This window comes from Nocardia sp. FBN12 (assembly GCF_050320175.1).
Classification (GTDB): Bacteria; Actinomycetota; Actinomycetes; order Mycobacteriales; family Mycobacteriaceae; genus Nocardia.
In genome coordinates, this window is the sequence record NZ_CP190048.1 from 5,390,241 (window position 1) to 5,411,156 (window position 20,916).

The 20,916-nt window shown below is 66.9% G+C and carries 22 protein-coding genes and 1 pseudogene; 4 read left to right on the forward strand and 19 right to left on the reverse strand.

All coding sequences use genetic code 11. The features are described 5' to 3' along the window. Positions 1-25: 25 nt before the first annotated feature. Complete coding sequence (locus ACQHI0_RS25360) at positions 26-889, reverse strand: redox-sensing transcriptional repressor Rex (RefSeq protein WP_427904299.1); 864 nt, start codon at positions 887-889, stop codon at positions 26-28. Between the two features lie 205 nt (positions 890-1,094). Beyond that, the gene (locus tag ACQHI0_RS25365; protein ID WP_427904300.1) at positions 1,095-1,376 is read right to left on the reverse strand and encodes a glutaredoxin family protein; all 282 of its coding nucleotides are present in this window, start codon (positions 1,374-1,376) and stop codon (positions 1,095-1,097) included. An 88-nt stretch (positions 1,377-1,464) separates the two neighbouring features. Here ACQHI0_RS25365 and ACQHI0_RS25370 point away from each other — a divergent pair, with 88 nt between their 5' ends. After that, complete coding sequence (locus ACQHI0_RS25370; protein ID WP_427904301.1) at positions 1,465-2,490, forward strand: HAD family hydrolase; 1,026 nt, start codon at positions 1,465-1,467, stop codon at positions 2,488-2,490. Here ACQHI0_RS25370 and ACQHI0_RS25375 read toward each other — a convergent pair whose 3' ends face one another. The 9 genes and pseudogenes from ACQHI0_RS25375 to ACQHI0_RS25415 all read right to left on the reverse strand — a co-directional run bounded on the left by ACQHI0_RS25375 (position 2,491) and on the right by ACQHI0_RS25415 (position 11,475). Continuing rightward, complete coding sequence (locus ACQHI0_RS25375; RefSeq protein WP_427904302.1) at positions 2,491-3,507, reverse strand: lysophospholipid acyltransferase family protein; 1,017 nt, start codon at positions 3,505-3,507, stop codon at positions 2,491-2,493. After that, positions 3,504-4,538 carry an NAD-dependent epimerase/dehydratase family protein gene (locus ACQHI0_RS25380; protein ID WP_427904303.1) on the reverse strand — a complete coding sequence of 345 codons (1,035 nt, stop codon included), beginning with the start codon at positions 4,536-4,538 and terminating at the stop codon, positions 3,504-3,506. The genes ACQHI0_RS25375 and ACQHI0_RS25380 overlap by 4 nt, the downstream gene beginning before the upstream one ends. 238 nt (positions 4,539-4,776) lie before the next feature. Then, positions 4,777-4,878: a 30S ribosomal protein bS22 gene (locus ACQHI0_RS25385; RefSeq protein ID WP_003402602.1), complete on the reverse strand. Its 102-nt coding sequence runs from the start codon at positions 4,876-4,878 to the stop codon at positions 4,777-4,779. 188 nt (positions 4,879-5,066) lie between these two features. Next, a complete protein-coding gene (locus ACQHI0_RS25390; protein WP_378902047.1) occupies positions 5,067-5,348 on the reverse strand; it encodes a helix-turn-helix domain-containing protein in 282 nt (93 codons plus the stop codon). A 144-nt stretch (positions 5,349-5,492) separates the two neighbouring features. Then, entirely contained in the window at positions 5,493-6,311 is an 819-nt protein-coding gene (gene proC, locus ACQHI0_RS25395) for a pyrroline-5-carboxylate reductase (RefSeq protein WP_427904304.1), read from the reverse strand. Between the two features lie 28 nt (positions 6,312-6,339). Next, complete coding sequence (locus ACQHI0_RS25400) at positions 6,340-7,206, reverse strand: thioesterase family protein (protein WP_427904305.1); 867 nt, start codon at positions 7,204-7,206, stop codon at positions 6,340-6,342. Between the two features lie 160 nt (positions 7,207-7,366). Further along, positions 7,367-8,251 carry a sugar phosphate isomerase/epimerase family protein gene (locus ACQHI0_RS25405; protein WP_427904306.1) on the reverse strand — a complete coding sequence of 295 codons (885 nt, stop codon included), beginning with the start codon at positions 8,249-8,251 and terminating at the stop codon, positions 7,367-7,369. A gap of 16 nt (positions 8,252-8,267) precedes the next feature. Further along, positions 8,268-8,486: pseudogene (locus ACQHI0_RS25410) on the reverse strand (hypothetical protein); the annotation flags it as partial. Positions 8,487-10,488: 2,002 nt separating this feature from the next. After that, positions 10,489-11,475 carry a hypothetical protein gene (locus ACQHI0_RS25415; protein ID WP_427904307.1) on the reverse strand — a complete coding sequence of 329 codons (987 nt, stop codon included), beginning with the start codon at positions 11,473-11,475 and terminating at the stop codon, positions 10,489-10,491. Between the two features lie 119 nt (positions 11,476-11,594). On the opposite strand from ACQHI0_RS25415, the gene ACQHI0_RS25420 reads away from it, so the two are divergent. Further along, positions 11,595-12,419, forward strand: a complete 825-nt coding sequence (locus ACQHI0_RS25420) for a hypothetical protein (protein ID WP_427909292.1) — start codon at positions 11,595-11,597, stop codon at positions 12,417-12,419. Positions 12,420-12,489: 70 nt separating this feature from the next. Then, a complete protein-coding gene (locus tag ACQHI0_RS25425) occupies positions 12,490-12,819 on the forward strand; it encodes a hypothetical protein (RefSeq protein ID WP_427904308.1) in 330 nt (109 codons plus the stop codon). 201 nt (positions 12,820-13,020) lie between these two features. Here the strand turns inward: ACQHI0_RS25425 and ACQHI0_RS25430 are convergent, their stop codons facing one another. From ACQHI0_RS25430 to ACQHI0_RS25440, 3 genes are all read right to left on the reverse strand, one after another. Then, positions 13,021-13,710 (reverse strand): response regulator transcription factor, encoded by a 690-nt coding sequence (locus ACQHI0_RS25430; RefSeq protein ID WP_056814516.1) that lies wholly within the window; start codon positions 13,708-13,710, stop codon positions 13,021-13,023. Continuing rightward, entirely contained in the window at positions 13,707-14,945 is a 1,239-nt protein-coding gene (locus tag ACQHI0_RS25435; protein WP_427904309.1) for a sensor histidine kinase, read from the reverse strand. The genes ACQHI0_RS25430 and ACQHI0_RS25435 overlap by 4 nt, the downstream gene beginning before the upstream one ends. A gap of 130 nt (positions 14,946-15,075) precedes the next feature. Next, positions 15,076-15,456 carry a winged helix-turn-helix transcriptional regulator gene (locus ACQHI0_RS25440; protein WP_427904310.1) on the reverse strand — a complete coding sequence of 127 codons (381 nt, stop codon included), beginning with the start codon at positions 15,454-15,456 and terminating at the stop codon, positions 15,076-15,078. A gap of 109 nt (positions 15,457-15,565) precedes the next feature. Between ACQHI0_RS25440 and ACQHI0_RS25445 the strand changes: the two genes are divergently transcribed. Beyond that, positions 15,566-16,276 carry an NADPH-dependent F420 reductase gene (locus tag ACQHI0_RS25445; protein WP_427904311.1) on the forward strand — a complete coding sequence of 237 codons (711 nt, stop codon included), beginning with the start codon at positions 15,566-15,568 and terminating at the stop codon, positions 16,274-16,276. A gap of 103 nt (positions 16,277-16,379) precedes the next feature. Here the strand turns inward: ACQHI0_RS25445 and ACQHI0_RS25450 are convergent, their stop codons facing one another. From ACQHI0_RS25450 to ACQHI0_RS25470, 5 genes are all read right to left on the reverse strand, one after another. Further along, a complete protein-coding gene (locus ACQHI0_RS25450; RefSeq protein WP_427904312.1) occupies positions 16,380-17,084 on the reverse strand; it encodes a hypothetical protein in 705 nt (234 codons plus the stop codon). After that, positions 17,081-18,436 (reverse strand): hypothetical protein, encoded by a 1,356-nt coding sequence (locus tag ACQHI0_RS25455; RefSeq protein WP_427904313.1) that lies wholly within the window; start codon positions 18,434-18,436, stop codon positions 17,081-17,083. The genes ACQHI0_RS25450 and ACQHI0_RS25455 overlap by 4 nt, the downstream gene beginning before the upstream one ends. 2 nt (positions 18,437-18,438) lie before the next feature. Next, positions 18,439-19,068, reverse strand: coding sequence for a DUF3558 domain-containing protein (locus ACQHI0_RS25460; RefSeq protein ID WP_427904314.1), 630 nt, complete (start codon positions 19,066-19,068; stop codon positions 18,439-18,441). 1 nt (position 19,069) lies between these two features. After that, positions 19,070-19,432, reverse strand: coding sequence for a hypothetical protein (locus ACQHI0_RS25465; protein ID WP_427904315.1), 363 nt, complete (start codon positions 19,430-19,432; stop codon positions 19,070-19,072). A 936-nt stretch (positions 19,433-20,368) separates the two neighbouring features. Then, complete coding sequence (locus ACQHI0_RS25470) at positions 20,369-20,896, reverse strand: hypothetical protein (protein WP_427904316.1); 528 nt, start codon at positions 20,894-20,896, stop codon at positions 20,369-20,371. Between the last annotated feature and the right edge of the window lie 20 nt (positions 20,897-20,916).

The following is a 20,916-nucleotide window of genomic DNA, read 5'->3' on the forward strand; positions in this document are numbered from 1 at the left end:
CGCTGTTTCGCTCGCTTGCGCTCGCTCATGGCGTGATCACCGATCCCTTGGTGCTTGGCTCCGTTGCCGAGTGGGGCGTGGCCGAATGCGGCGCGGTGCGACGCGTCGGCCTGCCGCGGGCCGGTTCGACCGGTGCGGCGTGGGTGAGGTGGCTTGGGGGCGGCACCCGGCGCGCGATCCGGCCGGAGCCGACTTCCGCGATTTCGGGCAGCGCGGGCGCGTCGTTGCGGGCGGCGTCGAAGGACAGCATCTGCAGTTCCATCGCCAGGTCGACGCGGCGAACCTGGACGTGGGCGGGCGCGCGCAGTTCCAGCGGCGCGAAGCTCAGAATCGACGGCAGGCCGGCCTCGACGAGCCGGTCACACACGTCCTGGGCGGCCTCGTCGGGCACGGCCACCACGGCGATCGTCGGTGTCAGCGCCGGAATCTGGGCGGTCAGCTGCTCGACATCGCGCACGACGAGACCGGCGTACGACTGGCCGATCACCGAGGGATCGTTGTCGAAGATCCCGACCACGGTGAAGCCTCGTACCCCGAATCCGCCGTAACCGACCAGAGCGCGGCCCAGATTGCCCGCGCCGATCAGCACTACCCGATGTCCCTGCGACAGTCCGAGCACATCTTCGATCCTGGTGCGCAACTTGGCTACGTCATAGCCGACACCCCGCACACCGTTGGGTCCGAGGAAGGAAAGATCCTTGCGCAGCTTCGCCGAATTGACACCCGCCGCGACAGCGAGTTCCTCACTCGATACGATGACTACACCCTCGTCGGCCAACCCGGCGAGAACCCGGAGATAGGTAGCAAGACGAGTCACCGTGGCCTGCGGAATGTCCCGCACAAGAGCCTTGCCGGAGACGCCACTCGGCGTCTCGTGCTGCTCTGTCACGTCGTCGGCTCCTCGTTCCGGGCCTGATCGCGGTCCGGATCCTCTGTTCGTTCACCGGTGTGGGTCGCTGCAATTACGAGAGCGCGACCGGTGCCATAGGGGCGGTACAAACCCGGTTACCGCCGCCGCGTGGAGCGGCGGTGCGGATTGCGTGTCACCACCGTAACCGCTTGTGCAGGCGTTCACAAAGTCGGTGAATTCGGCCTCATTTTCCGTCGCGACCAGCGATCCGGCTCAGGTCCGCCCGCAACCGGGGCTCGTCGACGTCGAAATAGCTGTGTTCACGGCCGTTCAACAGGACCACCGGCAGGCGATCGCCGTATTCCGCGCGCAGTTCCGGCTCGCTGACCGCGGCTTCGTCGACGTCGACGGTGGCGACCGGGAGACCGAAATCACCACAGATCGTCTGCAATTGCGCCAGTGCCGTGCTGCACATGCCGCAACCTGCGCGAGTCAACAGGGTCACCGTCGGTGTGGGATTAGTCATGAGCCCTATTTAATCCCCGAGCCCCCAGCGGGTTGTCGGTGCCGCCGGTTACTGTGGACAGGGTTCGCGCGACTAGCGGAGGGTACTGGTGCCGGAACGTTCGAAGGTGACTAGGGCCGGATTCGTCGCAGGGCGATTCGGGGAGTTCCCTGCGCGGTGGCAGCCCAGCCGCCTCGGTCAGGAACTGCAGGAACAGTTCGCACGGCTGCCACGCAGCCCGTTCGGGCCGAGTGAAGAAGAGCTGCGCGCCAACCTGGCCGGTGAGGCCAGCGCCGACGCCGCGCTCGAGCTGCACGACGCCGAGCTCGCCGAACAGGGCACCGACGCGGGCCCCGAGGTTCCTCGCGACCTCACCGCCGCGGCGTTCTTCGATGTCGACAACACTCTCGTGCAGGGTGCCTCGATCGTCCACTTCGCCCGAGGCCTTGCCGCGCGCAAGTACTTCAAGACCTCCGACCTGGTCGACGTCGCCTGGAAGCAGGTGAAGTTCCGGGTCACCGGCAAGGAGAACTCGTCGGACATGGTCTCCGGCCGGGAGAAGGCGCTCAGCTTCATCGCGGGCCGCCCCACCGCCGAACTCGCCGCGCTCGGCGAGGAGATCTACGACGAGATCATCGCCGACAAGATCTGGCCCGGCACCCGCGCACTCGCCCAGATGCATCTCGACGCCGGCCAGCAGGTCTGGCTGGTCACGGCCACTCCGGTCGAGCTGGCCAATGTGATCGCCAAACGCCTCGGCCTGACCGGCGCCCTTGGCACGGTCGCCGAGAGTGTCGACGGCAAGTTCACCGGTCGCCTGGTCGGCGACATCCTGCACGGCCTCGGCAAGGCGCACGCCGTGCGCACGCTGGCCGTGCGCGAAGGCCTCAATCTCAAGCGCTGCACTGCCTACTCCGACAGCCACAACGACGTCCCCATGCTGTCGCTGGTCGGCACAGCGGTCGCCATCAACCCCGACTCCGACCTTCGCGAAGTCGCGAAAAACCGAGGCTGGGAAATCCGCGACTTCCGCACCGGCCGCAAGGCGGCCAAGATCGGCGTCCCCACGGCCCTGGCACTGGGTGCGGCAGGCGGTGCGGTGGCGGCCGTCGTGGCCCGCCACCGCGAGCACTAACTAACCGAGCACCACGTTCCGGCGCTTGGCCAGCAGCTTGTACAGGGTCTGCTGGATGGTCTCGCGGACCTGGTCGGTGACCTCGAACATCGTCATCGGGTCATCGGCCTCCTCCGGCTCGAACGCCGTGGTCGCGATCGGCTCACCGAACTCGATGTACCACTTCGACGGCATCGGCACCGCACCCAACAGCCCCAGATGCGGGAACAGCGGTGTCACCGGGAAGTACGGCAGCCCGAGCAGCCGTGCGAGCGGCTTGATATCGGCCAGCTTCGGATAGATCTCCTCGGAGCCGACGATCGACACCGGAATGATCGGCACCCCGGCCCGCACCGCGGCCGACACGAACCCACCGCGCCCGAACCGCTGCAGCTTGTACCGGTCGGCGTAGTTCTTGCCGACGCCCTTGAATCCTTCGGGGAACACGCCGGCGATGTGCCCGGCGCGCAGCAACCGTTCGGCATCGGGATGGCAGGCCAGCGTGTGCCCGGCCTTACGGGCCAGCGCACCCAGCAGCGGCATCTCGAAGATGAGGTCGGCGGCGAGCAGCCGCAGCGCCCGGTGCTGCGGATGCTTGTCGTGCACGGCCAGTTGCAGCATCAGCCCGTCGATCGGCACGGTGCCCGCGTGATTGGCGACCAGCAGCGCGCCACCGACGGCGGGAATGTTCTCGATACCCGTCACCTCGACGCGGAACCAGTAGTCCGACAGCGGTCGCAGCGCGGGCAGGATGACCGATTCGAGCAGGTGCCGGTCGTAGCCGAACTCGTCGATCTGGTAGTCCCCGGTGAGCCGACGGCGCGCGAATTCCGCGGTCCGTTCGATCTGCTCGCCGACGGCATCGCGCACGATGTCGGTAAGCGATTTCGGCGGCCGCGCAGGCATTCCCGGCCGACGCTCGCTGAGGGAGGTGACCGGCATCGCCTGCGTCGGCTGATCCGGCCATCGCCGGGTCTGCGGTCGCTGTCGGGTCTCGACATTCACGTCGAGACGAATGACTTTCGCTCCCTCGTTCATGTATGCGCTCCTGAACCGGCCCTTATGAGGCCGAGCAGTTTGTGTTCCGCGGCGTCGATCCAAGCCGGATCGAAGACGGGCCGCAACGCTGCGCCCGCGATGAAGTCATCGAATGCCTGGACCGTGGTCCAGCGTGGGGTGAAACCGAGTTCGGTTCGCATACGGGTGGTGTCGAGCCCGCAGCCGAAATAGAAATAGTCGGGTTGTTCGCCACTGAATCCGCGCATGATCGGGCCCATCAGCGAGCGGCCGACCGTGCGGAAGACAAAGAACGGCACCGGGGCAACGATGCGCCCGGCTCGGCGGATCGCCTGCGACATGGCCAGCGCGCCGTCACCGGCGATATTGACCGTGCCACCGTGCGCACGCTGCGCCGCGTGTACGAGCACCGCGACGGCATCCTCCTCGTGCAGCAATTGCAGTCTGGCTTCGCGACCGAGAACGGTCGGGGTGACCGGCGAACGCAGATATTGCACGCCCCGATCGGCCAGACGTGGACCGACGATCGGCGCGAAACGCAGAATCGACGCCGAGATATCGGGCCTGCGCCGCGCCATTCCACGGACCAGCGCCTCGATATCGATCATGTCGCGCGCGAACCAGCCCGCGGGCGGTGTGCGCGCGCCCATTTCCTCGGTGAATTTCGCCGGATCCTTGGCGCTGCAGCCGTACACCGCCGACGACGACCGCACGACCACGCGCCGCACCGACGGCGCCTTGTGACACACGGCGAGCAATTGCATGGTGCCGAGGACATTGAGGTCCTTCATCACCGCGCGACCGCCACCGGCCGGCGGGCGGGTGAGCACGGCCGCGTGCACGACAGTATCGACGTCGTTGCCTTCGACGACCTTGCGGATCAGCGGATTCCTGATATCGGCGCGCACGAACTCGGCACTACCCATTTTGCGGCGGAGCTCACGGCTCGGGGTCACGGTGTCCACCGCGATGACACGTTCGACGCCGGGTTCGGCCGCTAGACGCGCCGCGACATTGCCACCGAAGAAGCGGCTGGCACCAGTGACCAGCACAACCCTCGGCGTGTGTCGTTCCCGTGTGTCGGAACTCGAACCTGACCCCACTCAAAGCCCCCTGCTCGTCGTGTTTCGCGTACCAGAGTAGCCGCATTCGCGCCACTCGCCGTCACGATCTACAAGCTTTTAACACTGGCGACCCGTTCGTGCACAGCGAGATTCACAAACTGGGGCATTTCACAGCAAGGGCCCGTCACCTTCGAAAAGGTGACGGGCCCTTCGCAGGCACGCAGGCTTACTTGCCGAGTTTGCGCCGCTGAACACGCGTGCGGCGAAGCAGCTTGCGGTGCTTCTTCTTCGACATACGCTTGCGGCGCTTCTTGATCACAGAACCCATAGGGTTTCCTCGCGTTCTCTCTACTCGGCATACACACGCGTTGGTCACGTGCGTCGTCTGGCGTCCGCGCCGCCGGGGCAACCGGACACCACGAACGGTGCCACCGGCAGGCGGACACGAACCGATTGTCCATGCTACCGGGACACCGTCGCGGCGACGAAACCGCCCTTGTACCTGGCCGAACTACCTCATCCGGCGTCGAAGTACGACGTCTCCAGGTAGTCGTGCACCGCCTTCGCGTGCACTCGGAACGAGCGTCCGACGCGCACCGCGGGCAGTTCACCCGAGTGCACGAGCCGGTACACCGTCATTTTCGACACCCGCATGAGATCGGCGACTTCGGCGACGGTGAGGAACTGCGTGCCACCGCCGATCACCGTTTGTGGGGTGGCGCCGACCCGTGGCCCGGGCGAACCCGAACCACCGCCCGACGCCGATGGATTACTTGACATTCTGTTCGCAGACATCATGGCACCATTGACCTCCGGCACGCCCGCGCCGCCGGCTTCCCCACCAGCGGAACAGACACGCACGTGCTTCTACGAGCTTAGCGGGACCAGTGGGATTACTGCGACGGGTGTGAGAAATCGGTTTTCAAACCGGGTACCCGATCGTCACTCGTTCGTTGCGCCCTGTTCGGCGGAGCGCTGCTTGGCCGCGTGGAGCGCTTCGGTGAAAGTCGAGCGCAGCGCGCCACGTTCGAGTTCGCGCAGTGCCGCCGCGGTGGTGCCGCCGGGCGAGGTGACCGCGGCCCGCAGATCGGCCGGGCTCTGCCCGGTTTCGTCGAGCATGGCCGCCGATCCGATCATGGTCTGCACGACCAGTTCGCCTGCCACATCCCGGGCCAGACCGAGGCCGACCGCGGCGTCGACCATCGCCTCGACGACGAGGAAGAAGTACGCGGGCCCCGAACCCGACACCGCGGTGACCGCGTCCATCTGCGATTCGGGCACCGTCACCACCTTGCCGACGGCTTCGAGCATCTCGCCGACCTGCTCCAGCTGTTCGGCCTTGGCGTAGCGACCGGGCGACTGCACGCACATACCCTGCCCGACCAGCATCGGCGTGTTCGGCATGACGCGTACGACGGCGAAACCCGCAGGTAGCTTCGCCTCGAGCCGCGCGGTGGAAACCCCGGCGGCCAGGGAGACCAGCACTTGGTCGCCGCTGCTGTCCAGGTCGGCCTTGGACAGGTCGGTGAGGACCGAGTCGACCACACTGGGCTTGACCGCGATGACCACGATGTCGGCACCGACCACCGCGTCGCTGACAGATCCGCTCACCCGCACCTTGAACCGCTCGGCCAGCTGCGCGGCCCGCGGGGCGAGCGGCTCGACGATGACCAAATCCTTCGTCGCCCGGCCGGATTCCAGCAATCCGGCCACCAGCGCCTCACCGATCCGACCGCCACCGACCACCGCAATTCTCGTCATGCGAACAAGGTTAGTGGGGTGGGGCTGCTCAGCGCGCCGCCGGGATCAAGGCCAGTTGGCGACTCTGGGCGACGACGGCACCGGTCGAGTCGATGACCAGGTGGTCCTCGTCGAACATCCGCTCACCGACCTCGCGGGCGGTCGCGATGACGCGCAGCCAGCCGGGCGCGGGGATGCGACGCAGGTAGGTGGTCATCTGGACCGTCGGCGACCAGCCGAAGTGGCCGAGGTTCATCGGCACCGGCGGGCTGATGTCGGCGGCCATCATCGCGAAGGCGGCACGTGCCCTCGGGTCGGATTCGTCACCGTCGAACGGGCGGATCCACAGCCGCAGCCGGGGCGGGCCGGTCTCGCCGCGCAGGAATTCGCCCCATGTGGGGTCGATCACCATGTGGGCACCCTGGCTGACGTGCACGATCTTGCCCATCGGCGAATCGGGGGTGTACTGGAACGCCTGGTCGGTCGGCTCCGCGGCCATGTCGGTGCCGGGTCCGCTCCAGCGCGTCTCCGCGGAATCGAGGTGGCCGAAGGTGAACGCGGTGCGGACGAGGGTGCGACCGTTCTGGATCAGGTCGACGTCGGCCAGGCAGATCTGGCGGCCCTTCTTACGGATGTGCACCGCGTACTCGACCTCACCGGGATCGGGGGCGCCGAGAAAGTCGGTGCTGGCCGCGATGGGCGCCATCCGGGCGAGCGATTCGTCGGCCTCGGTGAGCCAGCGAGTCGCCGCGGCGGCCGTGGCCGCGACCATGGTGCCGCCGTGCACCTTGGGGCCGATGGTCCAGGTGGGGTCGATGATGCCGGCGTAGCGGCCGGTCTCGGCATCGGTGGTGGTGAGCTCGGTCAGGTCGAGGACCTGACTGAACGGCGCGTCGGTCGCGAGTTCTCGCGTCATCGTCACTCCTGGTCGAGGGGCACAGCAATTCGTACAGCGTACAAGCTGGTTGGTGACGCAAGTATTCCGCGCTGGGGTATCGGAGTCACCCAGCCCGGGCTGTGCACATCGGTGACGACGAACGGGGATTCCGGCCGAGGTCGGTTGCCTGCCGTGCCGGTCATGGGAGGTCGGCGTGGTGCGGCCTGGGATCCGGGGTTGCGCCGGTGAGGTGACGGCGTGCGAATTCGAGAGTGCGCGCCAGTTGCGCGGAGCGTTCGGCGGTGGTTCGCGCGTTCTGGGTGTTGATCTCGGCGACCGCGTGGCCGCGGAAACCGGTGTGTACCAGGTGTTCACACAGTTGGGCGCAGGGCTGGGTGCCGTCGCCGGGGACCAGGTGTTCGTCGTGGGCGGCGCCGCGACCGTCGGCCAGGTGCAGGTGGACCAGGCCCTCGCCCATCCGGCGGGCCAGCTCGAGCGCGTCGGCGCCCGCGGTGGCGGTGTGCGAGAGGTCGAGGGTGTAGTGGTCGAAGCCGGTATCGGTCGGATCGTAGGAGGGGCTGAACGCGCTCACCGCACGTCCGGGGCCCGCGCGCCGTTCCAGCCTGCGCACCGCACCGTCGCGGAACAGGGTGTCCGCGCGCATCGGGAACATGTTCTCCACAGCCACTTTCACCGGGTGATGGGCCTCGAGCTCACCGACCTGATCGGCGAAACCCCTGGCGTAGCGGCGCTGCCAGCGAAACGGCGGGTGCACCACCACGGTGTCGGCGCCGAGCGCCTCCGCGGTGCGCACGCTGCGTTCGAGCTTGGCCACCGGGTCGGCGCCCCAGACCCGCTGCGAGATCAGCAGACACGGCGCGTGCACGGCGAGCACCGGCACGCCGTAACGCTTGGCGTAGGACTGCACGGTCGCGATGTCCTGGCTGGCAGGCTCGGCCCAGACCATCAATTCCACACCGTCGTAACCCAATTCGGCGGCGTAGCGGAACGCCGCCTGGGTGTTCTCCGGATACACCGAGGCCGTCGACAGCCCGATCGCGATGTCCGCTCGTGCGTTCCCCACAGCCCACTCCCTGTATTCAGCTGGTACTGAGGAGAAAGGCTAGCGGTCCCAGCGTCACGAAGACGCCTACGACGACGGCGATCACAGTGCTGTAGATGTCGTCGGTGCGGCGCAGGATCCGCACCAGCGCCACCAGACCGAGGATCACGACCGTCGCCAGCGCCAGCGCCACCAACGCCATCGACTCCCACAACGTCTCGAAACCCTTGAACAGCAACATTCCGGCGACTGCCGCACCCGCGCTCTGCGCGCCGAGGATCAGCCACTGGCGGCGGTTGTCGTTGTCGCCACCGCCGCGCGCCATGCTCGACACGCGTGCGGCGCGGCTCGCTACCGACCCGCCCGCCCGATTACCCGACAGCCGGCTCGCGGCCCGCGACTCGGCGATGCTCGCGGCCTTCGACTCCGCCCGGCGCGACACCTTCGACCTGGCCCGGCTGGTCAGCTTCGACGCGGCGGCCTTGGTCGCGGCGCGCCTGCTCGCCCTGGTCGGCTTCGGTTCGTACTCGTCGTCGTAGTCGTCGTCGAAAGCCGCGTCGTCGTAATCGGATTCGGCGTAGTCGGCGTCGGAGTAGTCGTTGTCGACGTAATCGCGGTCGACGTAATCGGACTCGGCGTAGTCGTCGGTGTCCTCGTCGGCGGCGTGGTCGTCGCGATACACGATCTCGGTGTGCGCGTCGGCGTCCGGACCGCGATCAGCCCGCTGCCGCAGCAGATCCCCGGCCACCGACTGCCCGGACACCAGCGGCTGCTCCTGGCTGACCGGCGACCACGCGGCGGTCGGGAAACCACCGCTCTCCGGTGCGGGCGCGGACTTGTCCGGCCGATGCCTGCGCGCCGACCACGACGGCAACCCACCGGACTTCGGCTCACCCCGCCTGCGATCCAGCGAGGGGCGCTGATCCGCACCGCGCGCAGGCGGGGCATCCACGCCCGGCGCGAGGTTGTAGGCCTGCGTCGCCTCGGCATTCGCCGGATACCCGTTGAACCCTGGCGCGGGCTGCCCGTTCACCCCCGGCGCGACCTCGTCACGACTTGGCGCGTTGAATCCTGGCGCGCCGTTACGACCCGCTCCGTTGAAACCTCGCGCGGTCTCGGGGCCCTTCCGCCCGTCGACAGGCTGCCCGTCGAAAGACTCACCAGGCCGCCCGTTGAAGCCTGCTGCGGGCCTGCCGTCGAAAGACTCACCCGGTCGGCCGTTGAAGCCCGGCGCGGGCCGAGGGTCGAAGCCCGATCCGGACTGACTGCCGAAACCGGGACCGATCTCGGGCAGATCGTCCAATCCGCGCGACTGCCCCGGCCGACCCATGAAAGCCTGCGGCGCGTCGATGCCCGCCTCGTACAGGGGCGCGTCGAACGCGGGGCGGCCCGGCGCCGGGCTCGGCTCGGCTGCCTCTTCCGCGGCTTCGGCGGCCCGCCTGCGCGCCGCCCGCCCACCGGTCACCGGCGGCTTCGGCGGCTCGGCATAGGGCGCGGCCTCGGGCTCATCCGGCCGATGCCGCCTGCCCCCGCCGACAGCGGGGAGCGCACCGGAGCCGAACATCTCGGCGATACCGGGATCGACCGGCTGCGCGGGACCGCCGGGAACGCCGAGCCGACCAGGACCACGCCCACCGCGCGCGGCGGTATCGCGTGCCTCGGCACGGAACGGCCCGAACGGATCGGACGACGGTCGCGGCTCGGCGAGACCGAGCGGATCGGGCGCGGAATACCCTGCGTCGGGATCGAATCGGGTGATCGGACCCGACATCGGCGAGAACGCCGGTTCAGCCGGGCCGGGCGGCGGATAAGGCGCGGGCTGGTAACTCGCGGGTGGTTCGTAAGGCGCGGGCTCAGGCGCGTAGCTCGGCGGGGGTACATAGGCGGGCGGCGGTTCCGGCGCGGGCGCGGCATGCGAATTCGGCTTCACGGCCGCGTTCTCACCGGTCAGATCGTTGACCGAGAGCCCGCGTCCACTGCGCCGCCGCCGGCCACCGCCACCGGAGGCCGCGGGCGCGGCCCCCTGCGCGGCGTTACGCGCCAGCAGCTCGGCCACCGATAGCTGCTTGGAATCCTCGCCACTCATACTGCGTCCCTCCGGCACGCTCTACTGCCCCGCGAACTGACGCGAGCCACCGCCTTCGACACAGTCACGCAAGTTACCGCCTCCGGGCGCTGACCGCTCATGCTGCTTCTCTCCGGCATGCTCGGGCGCCCTCCGTGGCCACGCTTCGCTACCGCCTCCGGGCGCTGACCGCTCATGCCGTCTCCACTTCCGCGACTGGTGTCACCGGCGGCACACCGACCGGCCCACCGCCATTGGGCTCGGAGTCCAGTTTGCGCAAGATGAGGCCTTCGCGCAGCGCCCATGGGCAGATTTCGATGCTGTCGAGCGATAACGCCCGCATACTCGCCTCCGCGACCAATGCGCCGGCCACCAATTGCTGGGACCGGTCCGAACTCACGCCTTCCAGCTCCGCGCGATCCGAGGCGGTCATCCGGGAGATGAACGCGATCAGCTGGCGCAGACCGGAGCTGGTCAGTGTACGGCGCACCCGTGGGCCCGCGGCCGAGGGTGCGGCGCCGGTCAGCCGGGCCAGCGAACGGAATGTCTTCGAGGTGCCGACGGCCAGATCGGGTCGGCCCGCGTCGATCATCGTCTTGGACGGCACGACGAGTTCGGCGTCGAGCCAGTCGCGCAGGACCGCGATCTTGCGCTTGCCCGGCGGATCGTCGCGCAGCCACTCCCTGGTGAGCCTGCCCGCACCGAGTTGCAGCGACAGCGCCACATCGGGTTCCTCGTCGCCGCCGTTGGACAGCTCGAGCGAGCCGCCGCCGATGTCGAGGTTGATGATCCGGCCCGCGCTCCAGCCGAACCAGCGGCGCACCGCGAGAAACGTCAGCCTGGCCTCGTCGTCGCCGGAGAGCACCTCGAGATCGACTCCGGTCATGGCCCGCACCCGCGCGAGCACTTCGTCGGAGTTGGTCGCCTCACGCAGCGCCGACGTGGCGAAGGGCATCAGCTCGACGCACTTGGAATTGCGTGCCAGATCAGCGAATTCGAGGATGGTCGCGATCAGCCGCGCCTCACCCTCCTCGGTGATCCGGCCCATCGAATCCATGCTCTCCGACAGCCGCAACGCCGACTTCGACGAACTCATCGGCATCGGGTGTCCACCACGATGCGCGTCCACCACGAGCAGGTGGACGGTATTGCTTCCGACATCGAGAACACCAAGCCGCACACGAATACGGTACTTGGTGATCCGGTACGACAGGCCAGGCGACTGAACTGTTAGCGTCACGAGTTGTGACCGAAGGCGCAGCTGGCACCGCGGAGACCGGGCTCCGACCTGGGAATAAGATCAATCCGGCCCCGGAGGTCGACCTCGATTTCCCACGCGAGTGGATCGAGTTCACCGACCCAGCAAACGACGAGCACCAGATCGTCGCCGATCTGACGTGGCTGCTGTCGCGCTGGACGTGCGTGTTCGGCACGCCTGCCTGCCAAGGCATCATCGCCGACCGCCCCGACGACGGGTGTTGCTCACACGGCGCTTTCCTGTCCGACAAGGACGATCGCAAGCGCCTGTCATCGGCTGTGAAGATGCTCACATCCGACGACTGGCAGAACATGGACGAGGCCACCGACAACGGCAAGGTCGTCAAGAAGGGTTACCTCGAACTAGACGAACTCGAGGACGAACCGGCCCTGCGCACCCGCCGCTTCGAGGGCGCCTGCATCTTCCTCAACCGACCGGGGTTCGCCGCGGGTCCCGGCTGCGCGCTGCACATCATGGCGGTGCGCAAGGGCATCGAACCTCTCGAAGTGAAGCCGGACGTGTGCTGGCAACTGCCGATCCGGCGGACCCAGGACTGGGTGGATCGCCCGGATGGCGTCCAGATTCTGCGCACCGTCGTCACCGAATACGACCGGCGCGGCTGGGGGCCCGGCGGCCTGGATCTGGATTGGTATTGCACCGGCTCCCCCGACGCCCACGTCGGCGCGAAGCCGGTCTGGCAGTCCTACGGCCCGGAACTGCGTGAGCTGCTCGGTGCGCCCGCCTACGACGAACTCGCCCGGCACTGCCGCCGGCGCGAGGGTCTGAGCCTGGTCGCCGTGCATCCGGCCACCGTCGAAGCCGAGCGGATGAACCCCGAATCTCACGGAGCGAATCACTCGGAGTGAAAGCCTCGTGACCACTTGGTTCACCTGTAGGTCGTGCATCTGTCACCGAACTCGGGTTGGATAGCTGTTCATGTCCAAGAAAGCGATCTACGCAGCGACCCTCGCGATCGGCGCGACCCTCTCCATGACCGGCCTGGCCAACGCCGAACCGAACGGTGATCCGGCCGCGTACGCGGACTTCACGGCCGACTTCGTGAACTACACCGACCCGGCCGCGATGGACGCCGCCAAGAACGGCAAATACATCATCATCTCCACGATGGGCACCTCCTCCCCGATCGGCTGCCGCGGCAACGGCACCGATGTGCCGATCTACGACTGCAAGCAGTTCGACGGCGTGGAAGTGGTCTCCCTGAAGAAGATCGAAACCCCCATCGGCACCGCCTGGAGCGTGCTGTAAGCAAGCCCCTCTCCGCCTCTCCGCGACTCTAGGCCAGATCTAGGTGCGGGGGGGGCCGGGTACGCGGCTGGCGGTGACGTTGTTGCCCGAGTTGGCTCGTGCCCGGTGAGTTACCCATGTTCTTGCTAAATCAGGCATTCCGTCTATGAACGAAAAGATCCCGCCGGTGCGCCGGCGGGATCTTTCGTTGTGGGGCTGGTGTCAGGCTTCGAGCTTGTAGCCGAGGCCTCGCACGGTCACCAGGTGTTCCGGCTTGGCCGGGTCTGCTTCGATCTTCGAGCGCAGGCGCTTGACGTGGACGTCGAGGGTCTTCGTGTCGCCTACGTAGTCGGCGCCCCAGACGCGGTCGATCAGCTGGCCGCGGGTCAGTACGCGGCCGGAGTTGCGGAGCAGGTATTCGAGCAGGTCGAACTCCTTGAGCGGCAGGGTGACCTGGCCACCGTTGACGTGCACGGTGTGGCGGTCCACGTCCATCCGCACCGGGCCCGCCTCGAGGACGCCGTTCTCGCTGCCGGAGTCGAGCTCGTCACCGGCGCCGCGGCGCAGCACAGCCCGGATCCGCGCGATCAGCTCGCGGGCCGAGTACGGCTTGGTGACGTAGTCGTCGGCGCCGAGTTCCAGCCCGACGACCTTGTCGATCTCGCTGTCGCGCGCCGTCACCATGATCACCGGCACGCCGCTGCGCGTACGCAACTGCTTGCACACGTCGGTGCCGCTCATCCCGGGCAGCATCAGGTCCAGCAGCACGATATCGGCGCCGGAGCGGTCGAATTCGGCCAGCGCGGACGGGCCGTCGCCGACGACAGTGACGTCGAAGCCTTCCTTGCGAAGCAGGAACGCCAGCGGCTCGGCCAGCGAATCCTCGTCTTCGACGATCAACACACTCGTCATCTGCGTGCCTCCACACCGTTCGTTCGTCCCGCGAGAGTGCGCGGGACGGTGGTTTCTCTCGTGGTGGACTCCGGCGTCTGTTCCGCGTCCTCGTCCCCATCGGCTTCCAGATGGGCGGGGATGCGCAGCGTGAACGTCGAACCGGTGCCCAGTTTGCTCCACAGGGTGATCTCGCCGTTGTGATTGGCCGCCACGTGTTTCACGATGGCCAGGCCGAGCCCGGTGCCGCCGGTCGACCGGGATCGGGCCTTGTCGGAGCGGAAGAACCGCTCGAACACCCGTTCCTGGTCTTCCTTGGCGATTCCGATCCCTCGATCGGTGACCGCCATCGCGACATGATCGCCGCGCAGCGACCGGCTCACCGACACGTGCGAACCCTGTGGTGAATACGCGATCGCATTCTCCACCAGATTCGACAGCGCGGTCACCAGCAACGTTTCGTCACCGAGCACTTCCAGCCCGCTCGGCCGGTCGGTGCTGACGGTGATGCCCGCGGCCTCGGCGGCGGTGCGCGAGCGGTCGACCGCCTGCTGAACCACCGTGTCGACGTCGACCACGGCCAGATCGGGCAGTTTCTCGGCGCCCTGCAATCGCGACAGCGCGATCAGCTCGGTCACCATTTTGCCGAGGCGCCGCGATTCGCCGAGCACGCGCGAGCCGAAGTGGCGCACGGCCTCGGGATCGTCGGCCGATTCCAGCATGGCCTCGGCCAGCAGGCTCATCGCGCCGACCGGCGTCTTGAGTTCGTGGCTGACGTTCGCCACGAAATCGCGCCGCGTGGCTTCCATGCGGGCCTGCTCGGAATCGTCGTCGGCGAACAGCACGACGAAGCTGGTTTCCTCGCGGGAGAGTTTGCGGGCCACGCCACGCACGGCGATCCGGCCGCGGCCGGGTAGCGGGTTCTTGGCGGTGAGGTCGTACTCGGCGGATTCGCCGGTCGCGAGGACCTTCTCCACGGCGGCCCACGCCCGTTCGTCGAGCAACCGGTTGCGGACGAGTCCGAGTTCCTCGGCACGCGGATTCACCAGCACCACGTCGCGGTATTCGTCGACAACGGCGATGCCGGACTCGGACGCGAGCACGATCAGGTCGAGCACCTGCGACATCGTCAGCCCGGTGTCTTCCTGGGTGCGGGCGGCTTGCCTGGCATTGACGAACGGGATCAGCAGGCCCCCGACTGCCAGTCCGACGACAGCCGCGAGGACTGCCAACAGCACTGCCTGCGGAACACTCACAAGATTGATCGTACGAGTGCGGACCGACATAACGTCGGCGGGTCGACGAAGTTTCGCGCAGGTCACAGGCACTTGGCATGGCGTTCTCTTGCCGTTCACCCGGCAGGCACTCTGGCCGTCGCCGGGCGTGTCAGCCGGGGGGCTCGCCGTACATGGCGGCGGTCACAGCGGAGCCGTGCCGGTCGACCCATGCGCCGAGCGCATAAATGGGAACGAGCAGATCGCGGCCCGCTTCGGTGAGTTCGTATTCGACCCGCGGCGGCGCCTCGGCATACCGCCGCCTGCGTACGAGCGTCATCCGCTCCATCCGCCGCAACGTCTGGGTCAACATCTTCTGGCTGATCCCGCCCGCGCCCGCGAGCAGTTCGCTGTGACGTTGCGGACCATCGCGCAGCAGGTACACCACCACCGGCAGCCACGAATTCGCGAACAGATCCACCGCCATCCGCGCGGGACAGTCGGCCTCGTAGGCACCGTAGGGCGGGAACTGCACCGATTCGGCGGTGGTCATGGGTACCAGCGTGCCACCGCCGAAAGGCACCCGCAGGTGCCTTTCGGCCTTTCTAGCGTCGGTGTGGTCGATGCCAACGGGCTCGGCACCTGCAATCACAGGAGTTCTCATGCGAATCGGAATCATCGGTGCGGGCGCGATGGCGGCCGCGTTGGGCGGCGGCTGGGCCGCGGCGGGTCACGAGGTGCGGATCGGCGCCCGCTCGGCCGACTCGGCGCAGGCACTCGCGTCCGAGATCAATGCGATCGGTGGACCTGATGCCGACCGGACGAGCGGATCTCCGGTCGACGTGCGACCTGCGACGATCAGCGCGACGATCGCCTTCGCCGAGGCGGTGCTGTTCGCGGTGCCCGTGAGCGCACTCACCGAACTGCTCACCGCGCACGGCGCCGAGCTGGCCGGAAAGATCGTCATCGACTGCACCAACGCGTTCCTGCCGGACGAGTCGGCACCCGACGGCGTCACCGCGTTTGTTCTGAGCGAGGACGCGGTCGCCGAACGAATCGCTGTGGCAGCGCCGAAAGCCCACGTGGTCAAGGCCTTCAACCTGCTCGCCGCCGAGGTCTGGGCAGGCGCCGACCGCGTCTTCGACGGTGTGCGCCTGGCCGTCCCGATCTGTGGCGACGACGCCACGGCCGTACAGACGGTGGCTCGTCTAGCCGAAGACCTTGCGCTGCAACCGTTCCCCGCGGGCGGCTTGCGCCGAGCCAGATACCTGGAGGCCGCCTCGGTCTTCACCGTCGGTCTATGGTTCGGAGGCCTCGACGCCCGCGCGATGCTGCCCCCGCTGTCGGCGGCCTTCGCGGTCGCGGACGCCTGAGCACGCCGAGCGGTGGCCTCTCTCGCCGAAGACCGTGCACTGCGGCCATTCCCGGAGGCCGGCCTAGTGGACGGGAATCCCGGACGCGGCGGGGTGATCGGACTCAGTCGTCGGGCGAACCGGCGATCGCGATAGCCTCGATCGCATCGATCAGACGTTGCTTGTCCGCTGGTTCGATGTGCAGATCCCGGTACCGTTGGTAGGTGAGATAGCGTCCGTCGTCCGTCACATCGAGCCAAGTCAGATATCGCGCCGGCGTCGGTCGTTCGGCATGCAAACCGACCCTGACCTCGATGCGACCGTAGGCGGCGCGTTCGGCCGCGGTGAGCCGGTGCATGCCGGCGGCGACGGAATCGGCTGGGCGCTGCCAGGATTCGAAGTGCGCGGCCAGCCGGTCGACGTCCTCGACGAGATGTCCCGCGCGTCCGGCGGGCTGCTCGCCGAGGAAGGTGGCGAAAGCCCGTGCCACCATTCGCCCGGCACCCGAGAACACCTCGACACTGTTGTCGTCGTACTGGCGGATCACGACGCCGCGCTCGCCGGACCGCGCGCCGTAAGCCCGCAGCCGGGGACCTGCCTCGTCGAACACCGCCATCGCGGTCTCGGGTCTGGCCGCATGCCGCAGCACTGCGGTCAGGTCCGGGTCGGCGTTGGTGGGCCAGCGCTGCGCCGCGGCCTGTGCGAGCTCCTCGTACCGGTCCTGGGTGGCGGCTGCCGAATACACCGTGAGCGGGAAGGGGTACCGGTCGTCATCGGTCTCCCCCTGCCACACGTGCGCGAACTCGTCGGCGGTGAACGTCCAGCTCACAACGCTCCCGTGGCCGTGCCACCCGTTTGGTCCGCGGGCCGGGTCGCGGGCGCGTCCGCGCCGATCGCTTCGGGCACCGTGGGCTGTTCCGCGCCGAGCAACTCGGGTTGAACACCGCGAAGATAGTCGGGCGCCTGGTGTTCCTGCTCGTCGTCTTTGCCGCCGCCGCGCGCACCCGGCGCACCCATCATGCCCGGGCTCATTCCGCGCCCGGCCGAGGCCGCACCGGAAACACCACCAGCCGTGAGGCTTTGACCAGCACCGGCGAGCGGGCGCCCAGCAACAGGCGCGGCCGCGCCGGGCGTGTTGCCGCCCGGATTCGAACCACCACCGGGCGATCCTGACCCCGGCGAGCCGGACCCTGGCGATCCTGACCCCGGCGAGCCGCCGGACGGGTTGGTGCCCGGCGCGGTCGAGGCAGGAGTCGTCGACGCAGGAGTGGTGCTCGCGGGGTCGGTACCGTCCTGTCCCTGAGAATCGTCGGTGCTGCTGTCCTCGGTATCCGTGCCGGCCGACGTTGTCTCGTCTTCGGTCGTCGTGCCGGGCTGGGTGGTCTCCTCGGCGGTGTCGCCGGAAGTCCCCGCGTCGGTGTTGTTTCCACCGCCGCCGGTGGTGCCACCGTTGTCCGACCCGCCGCCGCCCGTGCCGGTGTCATCGCCCGGCTGGGTCGGTGCGACGAAGGTCGGCACATTCTCGCCCGCGGGACCATAGGTCGGCTTATAGGTCAGGTTCATCGCCGCGATCGCCTCCAGGCGCCGGCTCTCCTTCTCGCGCGCGATCGCCGCCGCCCCATCGGGAACCGCGAGCTCCGTCAGGCTCGTCGGCACCGAGGTGCCCGTGTTCGTCCCCTCGGTCGAGGAGACCGGTGCCGGCACAGCCACTTTCACCGCCTCCGCACCATAGGCCGCGGCCTTCACCCGATGCCCGACCGCGGACAGCACTGTGTACACATCGGTCGCCTCGGTGATGAACCGCCGCCCAGCGGCTTCTCCCGCCGACGCGAACGCACCGTCCAGGCTCGACGACGCGCGCCCCGTCTGCAGCATCAACCCGGTTACCGCACCGGAGATCTCCGTGAACATCGCGACCCACTTGTCGCCGAACTGCTGCATCACACCCGGCTGCATCTGCTGCACGGCGTTGTAGATGTCCTCGTGCGAAAGACCCTCGAAGACTTCCCAACTCCCGCTCTGGATGTAGGCCGGATCGGTTCCCCCGTGGCTGAGCGAGCTCTGCTGCTTCTCGGCACCTGACTGCTGCTGATTCCCGTTGGCCGTCGGTACGAGCGGTACCCCGAATGTTGTCGACAGAATGTCCGTCAGCGGAACTTGCGTTCCTCCCCCGTCCGCCATGGTCAGTTCTCCTTACCGATGGATTTCTCTACTGCCGAGGCGATTTCCATGATGTTGGCGCAGGGGTCGAGGTTCTGGTTCTTGCCGAGACTTTGGACTCGGATCCACATCAGTACCACGCCGACCTTCGTCTCCATCTGCACGTTGCATTCATCCGTGGCTCCAGGCGCACCCTTGCCCCACCCCGCTCGGCGGCCATTGATTGTCGTCGACTCCAGCCAGCTTCCGTTCTTCTGCAGGTTCTCTTCCCACGTGATGTTCCCCGAATCCAGGCCAAGCGCCAGCGTGTTGCCTGGGTTGTCGAAGGTGCACGTCAAGAACGTGTACTCGGCAACAAGGTCTGGCCCCCGTTCCCGAGACTCCGAACGGAAACCCACGGACTCGATATCGGCGGCACCGATCCACGTGCAGGGGTCGAAGACCACCTTCGGACGGCCCGATGACCGGGTGTACTTGTTGTCCTGCGACGGCGGCTGCAACTTCGGATTGGTCAGCGTCGGGCGTGCTGTCTGGGTCTCGGTCACACCCTCCGATGTCGGGGAAGCTGACTTAGCAGCGCCGGGAGTTGAACTACATGACGCGCTTGCCAATGCGACCAGAAGGCAACTCGCGATGGATATTCCAGTTTTCATCTCATGCCTGTCCGCTGATCGAGCTCAACGCCGACGCAGTGAGCTGATCAGCCTCGCCTAGGATTCCCGCAGCCTGAAGGTACCCATCAGCCATACCCCGCGCCGCCGATGCCATCTGTTCGAGTACTTGCACAGCCGACGCCGCCTTGTCCGCGAATCCTTTCTGCAGCTGCAGAGCGGAGTTCAGAGACCCGAACCCATGGATGCTCTGCAGGTGAGCCGCATCCTTGACCCACCCATCACACGTCGCCGCGAACCGCAGATACGCCCCAGCCACCTCCCGCGCGGCATCCGGCTCCATCGTCAACTGCCCCGACGAAGCCGCGTTCCACAGCTGTGCCGCAGCATCCCCACCGATAGCCATTGAGCCCTCCCCCACGTCCGCTCGTCAGCACGCAGTGTAGCGCCCCACCGCACAACCGAGAATCCCCCGGATTCGCGCGGTTGGGTTCGTCCGACAGGTCTCCGCTCGGCCCGATACCTCCACGGCAGACCACGAACTGGGACCAAGCCGCGACCTGCCCGCCGATTCGCACGAAGGATCGCCTGGCCTATTTCCCGGAAGAAAGGGGCTGGGGTGGCTGTTGGATGTACGGGTCAGGTCGGAATGGTTCGCAGGTTTGCCGCGCCATATCGTTGATGATCGACTCGTCGTCAACCACCAGGAATCGGGGAGTATCCGACCTCTCCCCTGCTCCATTCGGCTCCGTTGTCCACGACACAGTGTGCGTCGCAGCAGAGTAGACCATGTGCGGCGCACTTAATTGCAGCTGACCATTGGGTCCCATGCTATAAGCGCCCGGGCTATCATATCTGCACATATCGAATTCCCATTGCGATGACGACACCGCCCTAACGTCGACTACCCGAAACGTTTCACCACCAGTTTCAGCCAGCGTCTTCACAGGCAAGTAGACAGGTTTGTTTTCGGGGCCGACTATCGCGAGGATTTCAGGTGGGATAGTCGGATCAAACTTGGGACGCCATTCGTGGACCAAATCCATTTCCTGGAAGATGACTTCTACAGCCGCTTGCTGTTGCGAACTCAACGGGACAGCAGAATCCCAGATGGTTTCCAGAGGCGGAAACGGAAAAGGCGAACTAGTCACGGACGAGGTAGGAGCCGCCTGCGTAGAATCTGTCGCGGGGTCTGGAGCACATGACGGCGTCATGACCACAGCAATGGGACAAAGTACGACACCAAGCACCTTGGACATAAATCTCATCGAGCCAACTCCCCACCTATGCATCCGACACCGAGTGTCAACGCAAGGCATCCTCGGCGAGCCACCCACATATCCTATTTTCCGGACGAAAGAGGCTGAGGCGGCTGCTGAATGTACGGGTCGGGTAGGAATGGTTCGCATGTTTTACGCGCCATATCATTGCCAATCTGCCGAGAATCAACGACCAGAAATCGGGGAGCATCCGAAATCTCCCCGGCACCATTCGGCTCCGTCGTCATCGACACAGTATGCGTACCAGCCGAGTAGACGATGTGAGGCGTACTCAATTTCAGCTGACCATCGGAGCCCATACTGTACACTCCCGGGGTATCGTACACGCAAACATCGAAATCCCATTGAGTTAACGATATCTCCTTAACCGCAACTACTCGATAGAGTTTGCCACCAGTTTCAGCAAGCGCCTTCCCAGGCAAGAAAGCTGGCTTATTCCCAGGGCTGACGATCGCGAGGATCTCGGACGGGATAGTCGGATCAGATATGGGGATCCATTTACTTACCAAATCAATCTTCTTAATGGCGGTATCTGCCGCCGCCTGCTGCTGCACGCTCAGCGGCGCAGCAGCATCCCAGGTGTACTGCACAGGCGGAAATGGAAAGGGCG

Excerpts from the sequence above, each read along its gene's own strand:
- ACQHI0_RS25445 (WP_427904311.1), top strand. The coding sequence starts at position 15,566 with ATGCGAATCGGAATCATCGGTGCGGGCGCGATGGCGGCCGCGTTGGGC.
- ACQHI0_RS25465 (WP_427904315.1), bottom strand. The coding sequence starts at position 19,432 with ATGGCTATCGGTGGGGATGCTGCGGCACAGCTGTGGAACGCGGCTTCG.
- ACQHI0_RS25460 (WP_427904314.1), bottom strand. The coding sequence starts at position 19,068 with ATGAAAACTGGAATATCCATCGCGAGTTGCCTTCTGGTCGCATTGGCA.
- ACQHI0_RS25425 (WP_427904308.1), top strand. The coding sequence starts at position 12,490 with ATGTCCAAGAAAGCGATCTACGCAGCGACCCTCGCGATCGGCGCGACC.
- ACQHI0_RS25365 (WP_427904300.1), bottom strand. The coding sequence starts at position 1,376 with ATGACTAATCCCACACCGACGGTGACCCTGTTGACTCGCGCAGGTTGC.
- ACQHI0_RS25455 (WP_427904313.1), bottom strand. The coding sequence starts at position 18,436 with ATGGCGGACGGGGGAGGAACGCAAGTTCCGCTGACGGACATTCTGTCG.
- ACQHI0_RS25385 (WP_003402602.1), bottom strand. The coding sequence starts at position 4,878 with ATGGGTTCTGTGATCAAGAAGCGCCGCAAGCGTATGTCGAAGAAGAAG.
- ACQHI0_RS25390 (WP_378902047.1), bottom strand. The coding sequence starts at position 5,348 with ATGATGTCTGCGAACAGAATGTCAAGTAATCCATCGGCGTCGGGCGGT.
- ACQHI0_RS25400 (WP_427904305.1), bottom strand. The coding sequence starts at position 7,206 with ATGACGCGAGAACTCGCGACCGACGCGCCGTTCAGTCAGGTCCTCGAC.
- ACQHI0_RS25375 (WP_427904302.1), bottom strand. The coding sequence starts at position 3,507 with ATGAACGAGGGAGCGAAAGTCATTCGTCTCGACGTGAATGTCGAGACC.
- proC (WP_427904304.1), bottom strand. The coding sequence starts at position 6,311 with ATGACGAGAATTGCGGTGGTCGGTGGCGGTCGGATCGGTGAGGCGCTG.
- ACQHI0_RS25440 (WP_427904310.1), bottom strand. The coding sequence starts at position 15,456 with ATGACCACCGCCGAATCGGTGCAGTTCCCGCCCTACGGTGCCTACGAG.
- ACQHI0_RS25430 (WP_056814516.1), bottom strand. The coding sequence starts at position 13,710 with ATGACGAGTGTGTTGATCGTCGAAGACGAGGATTCGCTGGCCGAGCCG.